The organism is Streptomyces anthophorae (assembly GCF_049310305.1).
In the GTDB taxonomy this organism is placed as follows: domain Bacteria; phylum Actinomycetota; class Actinomycetes; order Streptomycetales; family Streptomycetaceae; genus Streptomyces.
Genome location: NZ_JBLWQQ010000001.1, coordinates 8,712,487 through 8,727,428, shown reverse-complemented (window position 1 = coordinate 8,727,428; position 14,942 = coordinate 8,712,487). Strand labels below are relative to the sequence as shown.

Below are 14,942 nucleotides of genomic sequence, written 5' to 3'. Positions count from 1 at the left end.
CCGAATCCAGGACCGGCAAAGGAGACGCGCAGGTGCCGACCGGTGTGGCCATACGAGATGCGCGCGAGCAGCTCTTCGACGCGGCCGAGCGCGTCCTCATGCGGGACGGAGCCGCCGCGCTCACCAGCCGGGCGGTCACCACGGAGGCCGGCTGCGCCAAGGGCGTGCTGCACCGCCACTTCGCGGACTTCGACGCCTTCTTGGCCGACCTCGTCATCGACCGCGCTGGCCGCATGGAGGAACGGGCCGCCGCGCTCGTCGCGTCCGCCGGCACCCGCCCGGTCGTCGACCTCCTCACGGACGCCCTGACGGACCTGTTCACTCCGGTCGTCGTCGCCATGGTCGGCCTGCTCACCTTCCGCGACGGCCTGCGCGCCCGGCTGCGGGCGGCGGGCCGCCCCGGCGTCACGGTCCTGTCGGACGCCACCGCGATGCTCCGCTCGTACCTCGAAGCGGAGCGGCGGGCGGGCCGGTTGGCCCCCGACACCGACATCGACTCCCTGGGCCTCACCCTGATCGGCTCGGGCCACCTGCTGTACGCGAGCGGGGAGGACGGCTCACCCAGCGACGCGGATGTCCGCCGGGTGGTCACATCGGCCGTCGCCGGGGCCCTCCCCCGCTGAGCGTCGGCCCGCCCCGGAGTCCGGACGAGCTTCTCCCGGAATCCACCCTCCCTGAGTGAGTGCGCGTCGACGCTCAGGCGAGCGATCCCGCGCCGCGCGTTCACCCCGCGTACGCCTCCGCTTCGTGCGTCACCCCCTCGCCCCTCACGCCAAGATCACAGAATGCGGATGCCATGTACGCGACATGAAGGAGCTTTCACGTGGGCATTCCACGGACCTCCCTGCCGACCCTCGCCATCGCCGTCGCCGCGCTCGCCGTCACCGCGACGGGCCCGGCGCAGGCCGCCTCCCGGGCACTGCCCGCCGTCCCGCCGCGCGCCGAGACCGCCGCCCTGCACGACGACGACGCGGGCGGCGACGCGGACGCCGACGACCCGGCGATCTGGCGCAATCCCGCGGACCCCGACCGCAGCCTCGTCGTCGCCACGGCCAAGCAGGGCGGCCTGCGCGTCTACGACCTCGACGCGCGCGAGGTGCAGTCGCTCCCGGCCCCCGCGGGTCCCGGCGCCGACGACGCGCCCGGCCGCTTCAACAACGTCGACCTGGTCCACAGCGCGGGCCTCGGTGACCTGGCCGTCACCTCGGACCGCGGCAACGACCGGCTGCGCCTGTACCGCATCGACCGCGACCGCTCCGGCGGCCCGCTCACCGATGTCACCGACCCGAAGGCGGCCCCGGTCTTCTCCGCCTCGCAGGACGAGATCAACGAGCAGCGCACGGCGTACGGCCTTGCCACCTGGACGGACCCGGCGAGCGGCCGCTCGTACGCCGTGGTCAGCCAGCGCGAGCGCACCCGCCTCGCACTCCTGGAGCTCAAGGCGAACGCCGACGGGACGGTCGGCTACACCAAGGTCCGCACCCTCGAACTGCCGTCCTCCTTCCGCCTCCCGAACGGCAGTTCCTGGTCACCGTGCGGCGAGCCCGGCGAACTGCCGCAGGTCGAGGGCATGGTGGTGGATCCGGCGACCGGCACGCTCTACGCAGGGCAGGAGGACGTCGGCATCTGGCGGCTGCGCGCCGACCTCGGCGGCACCCCGAAGCTGATCGACAAGGTGAAGGAGTACGGGGTTCCCGGCACCTACGACGAGGCGAGCGAGGAGTGTGTCGCGGGCGCCGACCCGGGCTTCGGCGGCAAGCACCTCACCGCGGACGTCGAGGGCCTGACCCTGGTCGACGAGGAGGACGGCGACGGCCTGCTGCTCGCCTCCAGCCAGGGCGACAACACCTTCGCCGCCTACGACCGCGAGGTGTCCGACGCCAACGCGCACGAGGGCGGCTTCCGCGTCACGCCCGCCTCGGCCGGGCTCGACGGCTCCGAGGAGTGCGACGGCGCCGCCGCCCTGAACGAGCCGCTCGGCCGGCGCTACCCGAACGGCCTTCTGGTCGTGCAGGACGGCCACGACGCGCCGGGCGACCCGGACCGCCCGTCCACCAACTTCAAGTTCGTCGACCTGGGAACGGTCACGGACGCGGTCGACGACTGACGGCCGCGGCGGGCCGCTCGTCGACCGGCCCGCCCCACGGCGCCTCCAGCGCCGTACGCAGCGCGCCGAGCGCGTCCTCGCCGATCCGCTCCGCGAGCCGCGCCTCCAATCCGTCCAGCGCGCGCCGCGCCCGCTCATGGGCGCGGCGCCCCTGCACGGTGCGGCGCACCAGGCGCTGCCTGGCCGACGCCGGATCGGGCACCTGCTGCAACAGTCCGTCCTCGATCAGCGTCCGCACGGCCTGGTGGACGGTCTGCCGGGTCACGCCCATGCGGCGGGCCAGCTCCGCGACGGTGGTGCCGTCCGCGTCGAGCATCGCGAAGAGCTGCACCTGGGTGGGCGTTATCGGCGCGATGCCCTCCGCCTCGAGGGTCGCGAGCAGACCGTCCTCGAACCAGCGGCGGGCCTCGCCGAGCAGTTGCGGCAGATCACGTCGGGGCGAGCTCGTCACTGTGTCCGTCCTTCCGGGTGGGTCTCGTCACGGCCCCTTGCCTCCCGGCCGCTCACCGTGTCAGGCTACCTGACATGAATCGTCAGGCACCCTGACACAGTGAGGACGACACCATGACCATGGAATTCGCGACGCGTTACCGCAGCGCCTCCCGCATACCTGCCGACCCGTCGAAGCCGTACGTGATCGAGAAGGGTGAGGGCGACCGGGCCCACCTCTTCGGTGATCTCGTCACCGTCTACGCGGGCGGCGAGCAGACCGACAACACCTTCAACTTCTTCACGGTCGAGGGCCCCAAGGGCGACATCATCCCGGCACATGTGCACGCGGACACCCACGAGGTGTTCTACGTGACGCAGGGCGCGGTCCGGCTCTTCGCCGAGGACCCCGAGGGCGAGCAGCTGGAACGGCTGCTCACACCGGGCGACTTCGGGTTCGTGCCGAAGAACTGCGCGCACGCCTACCGCATGGAGCGCCACCACTCACAGGTCGTCGGAGTCGCCGCGGGCCCCGGCGGCACCTTCGAGCGGTTCTTCGAGACGCTGGGCACTCCGGTGGAGGGCATGGGTCTGCCGGCCCAGCCGTTCGTCCCCGAGCCGAGCAAGTTCGGCACGGTGCCGCAGCAGTACGACGTGCGCTTCCTGGCCGACCACCAGTGGCGGACCTCGTGACGCCGGGCGAGTTGCGGCAGTTGATCGCCGCGCCGCACCCGGACATTGCACCGCTGCCCCGGGCGACGTCGTACGCGCACGGCGTGCGGGCGCTGCGCGGCGTCCCGTACGCGGACGTGGAGGGCGCCCGCCCGCTGGAACTCGACCTGTGGCTGCCCGCGTCGGCGGCCCCCGCCCCACTGGTGCTGTTCGTGCACGGTGGGGCGTGGCGGCGCGGCCGACGCGACGACATGGGTGTGCGTACGCGAGGGTGGACGCCCGGCCCGTTCGAGCGGCTCGCGGCGGCGGGCCTCGCGGTGGCCTGCGTGGACTACCGGCTGAGCGGCGAGGCGATATTCCCCGCGCCGCTGGAGGATCTGCGCTCGGCGCTGCGGTGGCTGGGGCTGCGCGCCGATGAGCTGGGGCTCGACCCCGAACGCACCGTCGTGTGGGGCGAGTCGGCGGGCGGCCATCTGGCCTCGCTGCTCGCCCTCACGCACGACGAGCCGCGGCTCGCGGGGGCGGTGATCTGGTACGGCCCGGCGGACCTGACCTCGCACCGGCCGCCCTTCGACCCGGCGGACGCGGCGACCCCGGAGGCCCTGCTGCTGGGCGGCGCGCCGGCTTCGGTGCCGGAACTCGCGGCGGCGGCGAGCCCGTTGAAGCGGGTGCACGCGGGCGCCCCGGCCTTCCTCGTCGTACACGGTGAGGCCGACACGATGGTGCCGTGCTCGCACGGCCGCGACCTGGCGGACGCGCTGCGGGCAACCGAGGTGCCGGTCGAGCTGCGGGCGATACCGGGCGCCGACCACGGCTGGCACGGCGCGACCGAGGACGAGGTGACACGGATCTTCACCGCGTCCCTGGACTTCGTACGACAGCACACCTGACCACCCCTTTGCTCGGCACCGCCCACCTGGCAGATTGGGGTGCCCCTGCCCCCTGGTGAAGAGGTACGTGATGAGCCCGCAGTTCGGTGACTACCAATTCGAGATCTACCTCGACGGACTGCGCGGCGTCACGCCCACGCAGCCGATGGACTACGCCACCCTCGAACAGCGGGCCCAGGCGGCCCTCTCCCCCTCCGTGTGGTCCTACGTCGCCGGGGGCGCGGGCGACGAGCACACGCAGCGCGCCAATGTGCGGGCCTTCGAGCGGTACGGGCTCGTGCCCCGGATGATGGTGGGCGCCACGCAGCGGGACATGTCCGTGGACCTGTTCGGGATGCGGCTCGCCTCGCCGCTGTTCATGGCGCCGGTCGGTGTCATCGGGCTGTGCGCGCAGGACGGGCACGGGGACCTGGCGACGGCGCGGGCCGCGGCGCGCACGGGCGTGCCCATGGTGGCGTCGACGCTGACGGTCGATCCGATGGAGGACGTGGCGGCCGAGTTCGGTGACACACCCGGCTTCTTCCAGCTGTACACACCCACCGACCGTGCGCTCGCCGAGAGTCTGGTCAAGCGGGCGGAGGCGGCCGGCTACAAGGGCATCGTCGTCACGCTCGACACCTGGGTCACCGGCTGGCGCCCGCGCGACCTGTCGACGTCCAACTTCCCGCAGCTGCGTGGCCACTGCCTCGCCAACTACTCGTCCGACCCGCGCTTCCAGGAGATCGCGGCGAGCACCGACCCCACGGACCTCGTCCGTTCCTGGGTCGGCCTGTTCGGCAACCCGCTCACCTGGGACGACCTGCCGTGGCTGCGCTCGCTCACCGATCTGCCGCTGATCCTCAAGGGCATCTGCCACCCGGAGGAGGTGCGCCGTGCCAGGGACGGCGGCGTGGACGGCATCTACTGCTCCAACCACGGTGGCCGCCAGGCCAACGGCGGTCTGCCCGCGCTCGCCGCGCTGCCGGGGGTCGTCGAGGCGGCGGACGGCATGCCGGTGCTCTTCGACTCCGGGGTGCGTTCGGGCGCCGACATCATCAAGGCGCTCGCGCTGGGTGCCACGGCGGTGGGAGTCGGCCGCCCGTACGCGTACGGTCTCGCGGTCGGCGGCGTCGACGGGCTCGTGCACGTCCTGCGTTCCCTGCTCGCCGAGGCCGACCTGATCATGGCGGTGGACGGCTATCCGACGCTGGCGGATCTCACGCCCGAGTCACTGGTCACGCTGGGCTGAGCCCGCGATCGCGCGCGTCACCGCGTCGACCAGGTGCGCGAGCGCGTCGGCGGCCTTCGCCAGACCGTCGTGCGGGGTGACCGGTTCGTCGAGGTAGTGGTCGCGCCGCAGCTCCAGCATCAGGGCCGTGACGCGAGGTTCCTGGCCGTAGTACGCGAGTGGGACGTATGTGCCCGCGAAGGGTGTGTTCTGCGCCGTCCCCCCGTAGGGGGCGAATGCCTCACGGGCCGCGGCGAGGAGCGCGTCCGGGGTGTGGAACGGGTCGACGCCCAGGCAGACCGGTGGGCGCGGGTCGCTGCCGTGGAGTTCATAGGGCAGGGCGTGACTCGGGTAGGAGTGGACGTCGATGACGACCGCCCGGCCGGTCGCGGCCAGGCGGTCCGTCACGGCCCCTGTCATGGCCTGCGCGTAGGGGTGGAAGTACGTGTCCAGCAGGGTGCCCTCGTCCGCAGGGGGTTCCGGGCGCAGGGGCTCGCGGTGTGTGGTGCGGGTGTAGACCGCGCCCATGCCGACGGCCCGCATCTCCTCGCGTTCGCCGGGGAACCGCTCCGGGTCGACGACCAGGCGCGAGCGCTCGTTGACGAACCGCCAGGGTGTGACGGACGCGGCCCGCGCTGCACGTTCCGCGATGACCTCGGTGTGCGCGTCGGTGATGAGGTCCAGTTCGTGGGCGAGTGCCTCCCCTTGGAGCAGCAGACCTTCGCGTACGTGCGCCGGGATCGCGCGAGAGGCGTGCGGTACGTGCAGGAGCACCGGGGAGGTCGGGTCGCCGGGGTGCAGCCGGTAGGGCGGAGTGCCGGCGCCGTCCTGTACTGAAGTGTCCGCGGAGTCCGAGGTGTCCATGCGCCCCACTCTCCCACCCCGTCCACTTTCTGGGACACGTGGTTTCGAGGTGTGGGCGCGGGGTAGGGAGCGGTCCGCTACTACTGAATGGACAGTGAGTAGCTGGAGCGCGACAGGAGTACCTCACCTTGCCCGAAGCACCTTCAGAACTCGTGCGTCATCTGTGGATTCCGCTCGCCGACGGCACCCGCCTTGCCGCCCGCGTCTGGCTCCCGGAGGGTGCCGCCCGCCCGGCACCCGCGATCCTCGAGTACATCCCGTACCGCAAGAACGACGGTACGGCCGACCGCGACAACAGCCTGCACGCCCGCTTCGCCGCGAACGGCTACGCCGCCGTCCGCGTCGACCTGCGCGGCAGCGGCGACTCCGACGGGCTGATGCTCGACGAGTACGCGCAGCAAGAGCTGGACGACGGCGTCGAGGTCATCGCGTGGCTCGCCGCGCAGGAGTGGTGCGACGGCACCGTCGGCATGATCGGCAAGTCGTGGGGCGGCTTCAACGGCCTCCAGATCGCGGCCCTGCGCCCGGCAGCCCTGAAGGCGATCGTGACGGTCTGCTCGACGGACGACCGGTACGCCGACGACGTGCACTACACGGGCGGTTCGCTGATCGCCTCGGAGATGCTGCCGTGGGCATCGACGATGCTCGCCTACAACGCACGGCCCGCCGACCCGGCCGTCGTCGGCGACGAATGGCGCGAGCGGTGGCTTCAGCGGATGGCCGACACCCCCGTGTACGTGGAGGAGTGGCTGCGGCACCAGACCCGCGACGCCTTCTGGAAGCACGGCTCGGTGTGTGAGGACTTCTCGGCCATCGAGGCCCCGGTGCTCGCGGTGGGCGGCTGGTACGACCCGTACTGCGGGGCCGTGCTGCGGCTCCTTGAAGGCATCGACAACGCTCCCGTGCGCGCGCTCATCGGGCCATGGGCGCACACCTATCCGCACCAGGCGGCTCCCGGTCCCGCTATCGACTTCCACGGTGAAGTGGTGCGCTGGTTCGATCAGTTCCTGCGCGGCAAGGACACCGGCGCCCTGGAGGATCCGGCGCTGCGGGCGTGGCTGCCGGAGTGGGCGGCGCCCGGTGGTGACCGGGACGAGCGGCCCGGCCGGTGGGTGGCCGAGGAGCGGTGGCCCTCCGAGCGCGTCGAGCGGCAGGAGTTCGCGCTGGCCGGCGAGTCGACGGGCGAGGCCGTCGGGCACGACCCGCTGCGCTTTCGCGACGCACACCTCGACAGCACACGGGTGCTCGGCACGGCGGGCGGCAGCTGGCTCCAGTTCGGCGACGCGGCCGGGCAGTTCGGGCCGCAGGGCGGCGACGACGGGTTCGCGCACTGCTTCACCACCACACCGCTGGACGAGCGCGCGGAGATCCTCGGCGCGCCGTCGGTGACGCTGCGGGTGAGCGCCGACCGGCCCGCCGCACAGCTCGCGGTGCGCCTGAACGACGTGGCCCCGGACGGCAGTTCGCGGCTCGTCACGCGCGGACTGCTCAACCTCACACACCGCGAGGGCCACGAGGAGACGCTGCCGCTGGAGCCCGGGCAGGCCTACGACGTGACCGTGCCGCTGGTGGCGACCGCGCACGCCTTCGCGCCCGGACACCGCATCCGCGTCGCGGTCTCGTCCTCGTACTGGCCGCTGGCCTGGCCGTCCCCCGAACCGGTCACGGTCACCCTGCACCCCTCCCCCGCCGCCGCGCTCCACCTCCCCGTACGTCCGCCGCAGGACGCGGACGCCGAGCTGCGCCCCTACGGGGAGCCGCAGCCGGACCTGCCCGTCGACCTTTCCACGTCCGGCGACGGCTCCTCGCGGCGCATCGAGCACGACCCGGTCACCGGCCGCACCACCGTCGAACTCGTCGTCAACGACGGCGACTTCAAGGACCTCAGCGACGGCCTGTGGAAGTCCGGCGACGCCGTCGACCGCTTCTCGCTCACCGAGGGCGACCCCTCCTCCGCCGTCGTGGAGTGCGAGCGCACCGAGGAGGGCGGGCGCGGCGAGTGGCACTGGAAGGTCGTCACGCACAGCAGGATGACCTCCGACGCCACCTCGTTCACCGTCGTCAACACCCTCACCGCCTACGAAGGGGACACCCGCGTCTTCCATCGCACCACGGACGCAGTGATTCCCCGGCAGGGAGTCTGAGCATGCGCAGACGCACGTTCCTCACCGGCTCGCTCGGTGTCGTCGCGGCCGCCGGGGTGGCCACGGCCACCGGGTCGGCGGCCGGCACCGGGCCCGTGATCACGGTCGGCTCGAAGCAGTTCACCGAGTCGTGGGTGATGGGCGAGCTGTACGCCCAGATCCTGCGCGAGCGCGGCTTCGACGTCGTCCTCAAGTCCAACGTCGGCAGCGCCGACCTCATCGACCGCGCGCTGCGCAACGGGCAGATCGACCTGTACCCCGAGTACACGGGCGTCATCCTCCAGACGTTCGCGATGCCCAAGCACATGCCGACGACGGCGCGCGGCACATACGAGGCGGCGAAGAAGTTCGAGGCGGGGCGCGGCATCTCACTGCTGCCGCCGACCCCGTTCCAGAACCGCAACGCCGTCGCCGTGCGCACCGCGGACGCCCGCAAGCACGGCCTCAAGACCGTCGGCGACCTGAAGAAGCTGGGCAAGATCTCGTACGCCGAGTACCCCGACAACATCACGGGCCCGCTCGGCTTCGACGCCATCGTCAAGGCGTACGACCTGCACGACATGAAGGTGCGGCCGCTCAACATCGGCCTCCAGTACCCGGCGCTGAAGAACGGGGACGTGGACGCGGCCGACGTGTTCACCACCGACCCGCAGCTGCGCCGCTACGACTTCACCATCCTCGACGACGACCAGGCCATCTTCGGGTTCCAGAACGTCTCCCCCGTGGTGCGCACCTCCCTCGTCGAGAAGTACGGCGAGCGGCTCACCGAACCGCTGAACGCCGTCGACGAACTGCTCACGGAGGAAGCCATGCAGGCCCTGAACGAGGCCGCCGCGATGATGCGGCTCAGCCCGGCGAAGGTCGCCGACCGGTTCCTGAGAGCGAACGACCTGATATGACCGTGACCGAGGAGCATTCCACGATGCAGACCGCCGGCGCCGCAGCAGACATCGTCTTCGACGCGGCCACCAAGACGTACGACGGAACGGACGAGGCTGCCGTCGACGCACTGTCCCTGACGGTTCCCGCGGGCGAGATCTGCGTCCTGCTGGGCGCCTCCGGGTGCGGCAAGACGACCGCGCTGACCCTCGTCAACCGGCTCACCGAGCTGACGAGCGGCGACATCCGGATCGGCGGCAGCAGCATCCGCGAGCAGGACGTCATCGAACTGCGCCGCGGCATCGGCTACGTCATCCAACAGGCCGGTCTCTTCCCGCACTTGACGATCGAGGAGAACGTCGCGACGGTGCCGCAGGTGCTCGGCTGGAAGAAGCCGAGAATCGCGGAGCGCTCGCGCGAGCTGCTCGAACTGGTCGGCCTCCCGCACAAGGAGTACGCCCACCGCTACCCCTCGCAGCTCTCCGGCGGTCAGCGCCAACGCGTCGGCATCGCACGGGCGTTGGCGGCCGACCCGCCCATCATGCTGATGGACGAGCCGTTCGGCGCGCTCGACCCGGTGACGCGCGAGCACGTGCAGGACGAGTTCCTGAGGCTTCAGGAGCAGGTGCAGAAGACGACGCTGTTCGTCAGCCACGACATCGACGAGGCCGTCCGCATGGGCGACCGCATCGCGATCCTGGCCAAGGGCGGCAAGCTGCTCCAGTACGACACCCCGGAGCGGATCCTGCGCGAGCCCGCCGACGACTACGTGGCCCGCTTTGTCGGCACGGACCGGGGCCTGAAGGCACTGACACTGCGCACGCTCGGCGATCTGAAGCTGGACGCGGCGGACGACGGCGCCGAGGGTTCCCTGCGCACGAGCGACACCCTGCGCACCGCCCTGTCGGCGCTGATGGCCGGTGGTGCCGAGCGGCTCTCGGTCGCGGACGAGGCCGGCAAGCCGGTCGGCTCCGTCACCGTCGCGCTCATACGGGAGGCGGCGTGAGCGGCCTGCTGTCCCTCGCGGCCGGGTCCCTGGCAGCCGGGCCCTTGGCGGCCGGCTCCGACCCCGTGATCCCCGACTTCGGCACGGCCAGTTCGTGCGTGCGCGACAACGGGGTGTTCTGCGTCGACTGGTTCACCGCGAACTTCTCCAGTGTGTTCGGGCCCGCCCTCGTGCAGCATGTACGGCTCACGGTGATCGCGGTCGGGATCGGTTTCCTGATCGCGTTCCCGCTGGCGCTGCTCGCACATTTCCGCAGGTGGCTGGTCCGCCCGCTGGGCGGCCTTACGTCGTTCCTGTACACGATCCCGCCGATGGCGCTGTTCACGCTGCTCGTCCCGGTGACGGGCCTGTCCGTGCTCACCGCCGAGATCGCGCTGGTCGGGTACACACTGATGGTGCTGTTCAAGTCGACGGTCACCGGGCTCGGCGAGGTGCCGGAGGACGTGCGCCGTGCCGGGGTCGGCATGGGCCTTACCCGGCGCGAGGTCCTGTGGCGCATCGAGCTGCCGCTCGCCCTGCCCGCCGTGATCAGCGGTCTTCGGGTGGCGACCGTGACCACGATCAGCGTGGTCGAGATCGCCGCGTTCATCATCGACCAGGGGCTCGGTTCGCCGATCATCCAGGGCCTCCAGTCGCCGTTCAACACACAGTTCATCGGGGCGGGGCTGCTCGCCGTGGCGCTCGCGCTCGCCGCCGACGGACTGCTCGTGCTGCTCGGCCGGGTGCTCACGCCGTGGGCCAGGACGCGGAGGACCGTCTGATGCACACCTTCCTCGCGAGTTTCTCTTTCATGGCCGACCACTTCGGCCTGCTGCTCAGCCGGACCGTCGACCATCTGCTGCTCTCGGCGGCCGGTGTCGCCGTGGCTCTGGTGATCGCGGTGCCGCTCGGTGTGTGGCTCGGGCACCGCGGCAAGGGCTCGTTCCTCACCGTGAGCATCTCCAACATCGGCCGGGCGCTGCCCTCGCTCGCGCTCATCGCGATCTTCCTGGGGCTGCTCGGCATCGGGTTCGTGAACGTGATGACGGCGCTGGTCATCATGGCGATCCCGCCGGTGCTCACCCACGCGTACCTGGGCGTGGAGCAGGTGGACGCCGATCTGGTGCGTGCGGCACGCGGCATGGGGCTGACGCAGTGGCAGATCCTGTGGCGGGTCGAACTGCCCCTCGCGCTCCCGGTGTTGTTCACCGGCATCCGGATCGCCGTCGTCTACGTGATCTCCAGCGCGACCCTGGCCGCCGTCGCCGGCGGTGGTGGGCTCGGTGACATCATCCTCAACCAGGTGTCGTACGGCCTGTCGGGGGTCATCGCGGCGGCGCTGTGGGTGGCGGTCCTCGCGCTGGTTGCCGACGGCCTCTTCGGGGCCGTCGGCAACCGGCTCGCGCCACGGGGAACGAAGGCTCAGGCCTAGATTCCCGCGTCGCAGCAGCCCTCGCGGCGCATGAGGCGGCCCACTTCCAGCCAGTCGTCACCGGTGGCCTTCAGTGATCTGGAGGCCACCGGTTCGAACGAACCGACCAGGTCGGCCTGCTGGAAGGGGACGCCGCCGCGCAGCACCGCCGTCGTACGGATCAGGTCGTCGAAGTCGGTGAACGGATCGCCGTCGACGATCGTGAGGTCGGCGAGCTTGCCCTCCTCCAGGGTGCCCAGGTCCGCGTCCGCCCCGAAGACCCGGGCGGGCATCAGCGTCGCCGTGTGCAGGGCCTGGGCCGGGGAGAGTCCGCCGCGGTGCAGGGCGCGCAGTGCGAGGTGGAGGTGCAGGCCGACCGGGACGAGCGGCTGGTCGGTGCCGAGCGCGATGTGTCCGCCTGCGGCGAGGATGCGCCGGTAGACCGCGAGCTCCGTGTCCAAGGTGACGAGCTGGGCGGCCGTGGGCGGGGTCTTGGCCAGCTTCTCCACGGCGGCGGTGTCCCACGGCGGCATCAGCCGCGTCACGCGCGGGTCCTCGGCGATGGCCGGGTCGGCGCCGATCAGCGGCTGCGCGGTGAACGGCGTGGCGATGAGGTGGAAGTCGCCGGTCTTCGAGTAGATCTCCTGGACGTCCTGGCCGGAGTGCCCGGTCGCCGTCGTCGCGTGCCCGAACTCCAGGCGCTGCGTGGCTTGCAGATGGGTCGTCAGGTCCTGGCCGAGCTGGATTCCCGGTGTGCACAGGTGGCTTCCGCTGCGTACGCCGAGCCGCTCGTGCGCGAAGGTGGCCGCTTCCTTCATCACCCAACCCGGCGCCCGTACATAGGTCTTGACGAAGTCCCAGTCCAGCTCGGCCGCCCGGTCGAGCGAGCGGCGCAGTCCGGCGCGGGTGCGGTGGGCGCGGCCCATGCTGTAGGCGACGCGCGGACCGTCGAGCAGTTCCCCGGTGGCGAGCAGCCGCGGCCCTGCCAGTGCGCCCGCGTACACCGCTTCCCTGATGCGGGCCTGCTCGTAGGCGAAGCCGCCGAGGGAGACCGCGGTGGTGATGCCGTACGCGAGTTGGAGCGCGGTCTGGCGGCCGCCGTAGGTGGACTGCCAGGGGTGGGTGTGGGCGTCGAAGAGGCCCGGGAGCACGGTCCTGTCGGAGGCGTCGATGCGCTTGACGGACGCCCGGCCACCCGCTCGGTGCGGGGCGACGGCGGTGATGCGGCCGCCCTCGACGGTGAGGTCCACGTCGTCGCGCACCTCGGACCCCGTGCCGTCCCAGAACCGACCGGCGTGCACGACGGTGTCGGCGGGGCGGGGGCGGCGGTGGTCGAGCGGGATCCTGACCGTACGGGCGGTGCCCTTCGCGACGTCGAGGAGGCGGAGCCTGCCCGCGCTCAGGTACAGGAGCCGGCGGCTGTCGGCGGACCAGCTCGGGTGGTCGGCGGCCTCGTCGGTGACCTGGCGGGGCTCGCCGTCCGGGGTGCCGTCGGGGCGGACGGGCAGCAGCCACAGCGCGGACTCGACGACCACCGCCATGGTGCGGCCGTCGGGCGACCAGGCGGGCCCGGAGTCGTAGCGGTCGGCGATCGAGACGTGCGGGGCGACGGCGTGCACGACCGCCTTGCCGGTCTTGGTGTCGACGACGCGGATGAGGTTGTAGCCCTCGCGGAAGCGCTGGTTGAGGCGGCCGCGGTCGCACAGCGCCACGTATCTGCCGTCCGGGGACCAGCAGGGTCTGCCGGGCAGTCCGCCGCTGCCCATGGGCGCGGCGAGGACGCGTTCGGTGCCTGCGGCCGGCTCGCGCAGGACGAGGTTGCCGGACATGTCGATGCACGCCAGGCGCTGACCGTCGGGCGAGAGCGCGGGGAACACCCGGCCGCCCTCGGCGAGCACCGTCTCCTTGCCGCTGTCCAGGTCGTGGCGGCGCACGGAGAACAGACCCGCCCGGTCGTCGGCGTAGACGAGTGACTTGCCGTCGGGCGTCCAGGTCGGGGCGAGGACGTAGCGGGTCCGTGGGGCCTGTACGACCTGGCGTGGGGCGCGACCGCCCGAAGTGCCGCCGACCCACAGCGAGTTGAGGGCGGCGAAGGCGACCTGCTCGCCGTCGGGCGACAGGGCGGGCAGGTGCGGGGAGCGGACCGGGCGGACTCCCCCGGCCTCGAAGTCGTAGCGCTTGACGCGGTAGCGCGGCCGGTCGACGGGGAGCTTCGCGGTGAACGCGATCTGTTCTCCCTCGCTCGGGGCGGCGGGGCGCACGAGTCGGAAGCGGCCGTCGACGGTGAGCAGCAGGGTGTCGGGCCCGGTCCAGCGGGGCGGCACGGGGGCGACGTCGCCGGGCACGTCGACCGGTTTCCCGTCGACGACGAGGGTGCAGGTGGCGGCCCCATTGATGGCGGCGGTGGTCCGCAGGTAGGCCAGTGCCCCCTTCGCGCGCGGGGCGACGGCGGGGGTCATGACCTGGGCGCCGGAGTCGTCGGTGTGTTCGGCGGTGACGGCTCCGGTGCCGTCGGCGGCGACCGAGGCGACGGTGGACGCCTGGAGGGTTCCCGCGTCGGTGACCATTCCCCGTACGAAGAGCACGCGGGTGCCGTCGGCCGACCAGGTGGGGTCGAAGTCCTCCCAGGCGCCGCCCTGCCCGGGGCCGTCCTGGCCGGGAGCGCCGGTGAGGCGGGTGAGGGTTCCGTCGCGTACGTCGATGGTCCAGATGCGGTACGGGGCGGCGTGCTCGGGGTCGCCGCCGCGCTCGGAGGCGAAGGCGATCCGGTGGCCGTCCGGGGACCAGGCGGGGCCGCGGTCGTCCCACGGCCCGTCGGTGAGCCGCTTCGGTGTGCCGCCGTCGGCGTCCAGGAGCCACAGGTGGAAGCCGCCGCCCTGGTAGGCGCAGACGACGAGCCGTCTCCCGTCCGGGGCGAACTCGGGGCGGGTGGGCTCCAGTTCGGGGGTAGTGAGCGGTCTGGCGGTGCCGCCCTTGCGCGGGATCGACCACAGGATGTTCTGGATCTCGGCGACGAAGCGGTCGCCGGACGGGGCGAGGGTGGCGGCGCCGTTGGTGGCGGCGGTGAAGGAGAGGGAGGCGGGGGCGTTCCCGGCGGCGGCCGCTGTCGCCGCTGTCGCCGGTTCGAGGAGGGCTCCGGCGCCCGCCGCGAGGGCTCCCGCCGTGACGGTGGTGGTCTGAAGGAAGCGGCGGCGGGTGACGGAGGGGCCGAGGAGGGGCGTGTCGCTGGGGGTGGCGGTGACGGGGGTGTTGTCCATGAGACTCCCATTGCACGGAGGGCGTGTGGACCCACGAGGCCGAGGGGACCCATGGGTCGTGCGGGACCGAACTGTGCGCGAGTCGAACAGGGAACGC

Annotated in this window: 13 protein-coding genes; 10 read left to right on the top strand and 3 right to left on the bottom strand. The window is 72.2% G+C overall.

The window, feature by feature from the left end; genetic code table 11:
• Positions 1-32 precede the first annotated feature (32 nt).
• Together ACNYS0_RS39795 and ACNYS0_RS39790 are read left to right on the top strand one after the other, a co-directional pair.
• Positions 33-623 (top strand): TetR family transcriptional regulator, encoded by a 591-nt coding sequence (locus tag ACNYS0_RS39795; protein WP_422481275.1) that lies wholly within the window; start codon positions 33-35, stop codon positions 621-623.
• 200 nt (positions 624-823) lie between these two features.
• Positions 824-2,107 carry a phytase gene (locus tag ACNYS0_RS39790; RefSeq protein ID WP_422481273.1) on the top strand — a complete coding sequence of 428 codons (1,284 nt, stop codon included), beginning with the start codon at positions 824-826 and terminating at the stop codon, positions 2,105-2,107.
• On the opposite strand, the gene ACNYS0_RS39785 is transcribed toward ACNYS0_RS39790, so the two are convergent.
• Entirely contained in the window at positions 2,085-2,558 is a 474-nt protein-coding gene (locus ACNYS0_RS39785; RefSeq protein WP_422481271.1) for a MarR family winged helix-turn-helix transcriptional regulator, read from the bottom strand. The genes ACNYS0_RS39790 and ACNYS0_RS39785 overlap by 23 nt on opposite strands.
• Before the next feature lie 113 nt (positions 2,559-2,671).
• On the opposite strand from ACNYS0_RS39785, the gene ACNYS0_RS39780 reads away from it, so the two are divergent.
• From ACNYS0_RS39780 to ACNYS0_RS39770, 3 genes are all read left to right on the top strand, one after another.
• Positions 2,672-3,229: a quercetin 2,3-dioxygenase gene (locus ACNYS0_RS39780; protein ID WP_422481269.1), complete on the top strand. Its 558-nt coding sequence runs from the start codon at positions 2,672-2,674 to the stop codon at positions 3,227-3,229.
• A complete protein-coding gene (locus ACNYS0_RS39775) occupies positions 3,214-4,098 on the top strand; it encodes an alpha/beta hydrolase fold domain-containing protein (RefSeq protein ID WP_422481267.1) in 885 nt (294 codons plus the stop codon). Before ACNYS0_RS39780 ends, ACNYS0_RS39775 begins: the two co-directional genes overlap by 16 nt.
• Positions 4,099-4,168: 70 nt before the next feature.
• A complete protein-coding gene (locus ACNYS0_RS39770; RefSeq protein WP_422481265.1) occupies positions 4,169-5,326 on the top strand; it encodes an alpha-hydroxy-acid oxidizing protein in 1,158 nt (385 codons plus the stop codon).
• Here the strand turns inward: ACNYS0_RS39770 and ACNYS0_RS39765 are convergent.
• A complete protein-coding gene (locus tag ACNYS0_RS39765; RefSeq protein WP_422481263.1) occupies positions 5,306-6,169 on the bottom strand; it encodes an N-formylglutamate amidohydrolase in 864 nt (287 codons plus the stop codon). The two genes, ACNYS0_RS39770 and ACNYS0_RS39765, sit on opposite strands and share 21 nt — an antisense overlap.
• A gap of 128 nt (positions 6,170-6,297) precedes the next feature.
• Here ACNYS0_RS39765 and ACNYS0_RS39760 point away from each other — a divergent pair, with 128 nt between their 5' ends.
• From ACNYS0_RS39760 to ACNYS0_RS39740, 5 genes are read left to right on the top strand one after another with little or no spacing between them, the layout of a single operon-like run.
• Positions 6,298-8,313 (top strand): CocE/NonD family hydrolase, encoded by a 2,016-nt coding sequence (locus tag ACNYS0_RS39760; RefSeq protein ID WP_422481261.1) that lies wholly within the window; start codon positions 6,298-6,300, stop codon positions 8,311-8,313.
• Between the two features lie 2 nt (positions 8,314-8,315).
• On the top strand, positions 8,316-9,212 hold the full coding sequence (locus tag ACNYS0_RS39755) for an ABC transporter substrate-binding protein (RefSeq protein WP_422481259.1): 897 nt from the start codon (positions 8,316-8,318) through the stop codon (positions 9,210-9,212).
• A 23-nt stretch (positions 9,213-9,235) separates the two neighbouring features.
• Complete coding sequence (locus tag ACNYS0_RS39750) at positions 9,236-10,198, top strand: ABC transporter ATP-binding protein (RefSeq protein WP_422481256.1); 963 nt, start codon at positions 9,236-9,238, stop codon at positions 10,196-10,198.
• Complete coding sequence (locus ACNYS0_RS39745) at positions 10,195-10,959, top strand: ABC transporter permease (RefSeq protein WP_422481254.1); 765 nt, start codon at positions 10,195-10,197, stop codon at positions 10,957-10,959. The genes ACNYS0_RS39750 and ACNYS0_RS39745 overlap by 4 nt, the downstream gene beginning before the upstream one ends.
• Positions 10,959-11,609 (top strand): ABC transporter permease, encoded by a 651-nt coding sequence (locus ACNYS0_RS39740; RefSeq protein ID WP_422481252.1) that lies wholly within the window; start codon positions 10,959-10,961, stop codon positions 11,607-11,609. Before ACNYS0_RS39745 ends, ACNYS0_RS39740 begins: the two co-directional genes overlap by 1 nt.
• On the opposite strand, the gene ACNYS0_RS39735 is transcribed toward ACNYS0_RS39740, so the two are convergent.
• The gene (locus ACNYS0_RS39735; protein ID WP_422481250.1) at positions 11,606-14,845 is read right to left on the bottom strand and encodes an amidohydrolase family protein; all 3,240 of its coding nucleotides are present in this window, start codon (positions 14,843-14,845) and stop codon (positions 11,606-11,608) included. The genes ACNYS0_RS39740 and ACNYS0_RS39735 overlap by 4 nt on opposite strands.
• Positions 14,846-14,942: the final 97 nt, after the last annotated feature.

What these genes read in the sequence shown, in the direction of transcription:
- ACNYS0_RS39740 (WP_422481252.1), top strand. Translation starts at nt 10,959, where the DNA reads ATGCACACCTTCCTCGCGAGTTTCTCTTTCATGGCCGACCACTTCGGC.
- ACNYS0_RS39765 (WP_422481263.1), bottom strand. Translation starts at nt 6,169, where the DNA reads ATGGACACCTCGGACTCCGCGGACACTTCAGTACAGGACGGCGCCGGC.
- ACNYS0_RS39755 (WP_422481259.1), top strand. Translation starts at nt 8,316, where the DNA reads ATGCGCAGACGCACGTTCCTCACCGGCTCGCTCGGTGTCGTCGCGGCC.
- ACNYS0_RS39780 (WP_422481269.1), top strand. Translation starts at nt 2,672, where the DNA reads ATGACCATGGAATTCGCGACGCGTTACCGCAGCGCCTCCCGCATACCT.
- ACNYS0_RS39750 (WP_422481256.1), top strand. Translation starts at nt 9,236, where the DNA reads ATGCAGACCGCCGGCGCCGCAGCAGACATCGTCTTCGACGCGGCCACC.
- ACNYS0_RS39735 (WP_422481250.1), bottom strand. Translation starts at nt 14,845, where the DNA reads ATGGACAACACCCCCGTCACCGCCACCCCCAGCGACACGCCCCTCCTC.
- ACNYS0_RS39770 (WP_422481265.1), top strand. Translation starts at nt 4,169, where the DNA reads ATGAGCCCGCAGTTCGGTGACTACCAATTCGAGATCTACCTCGACGGA.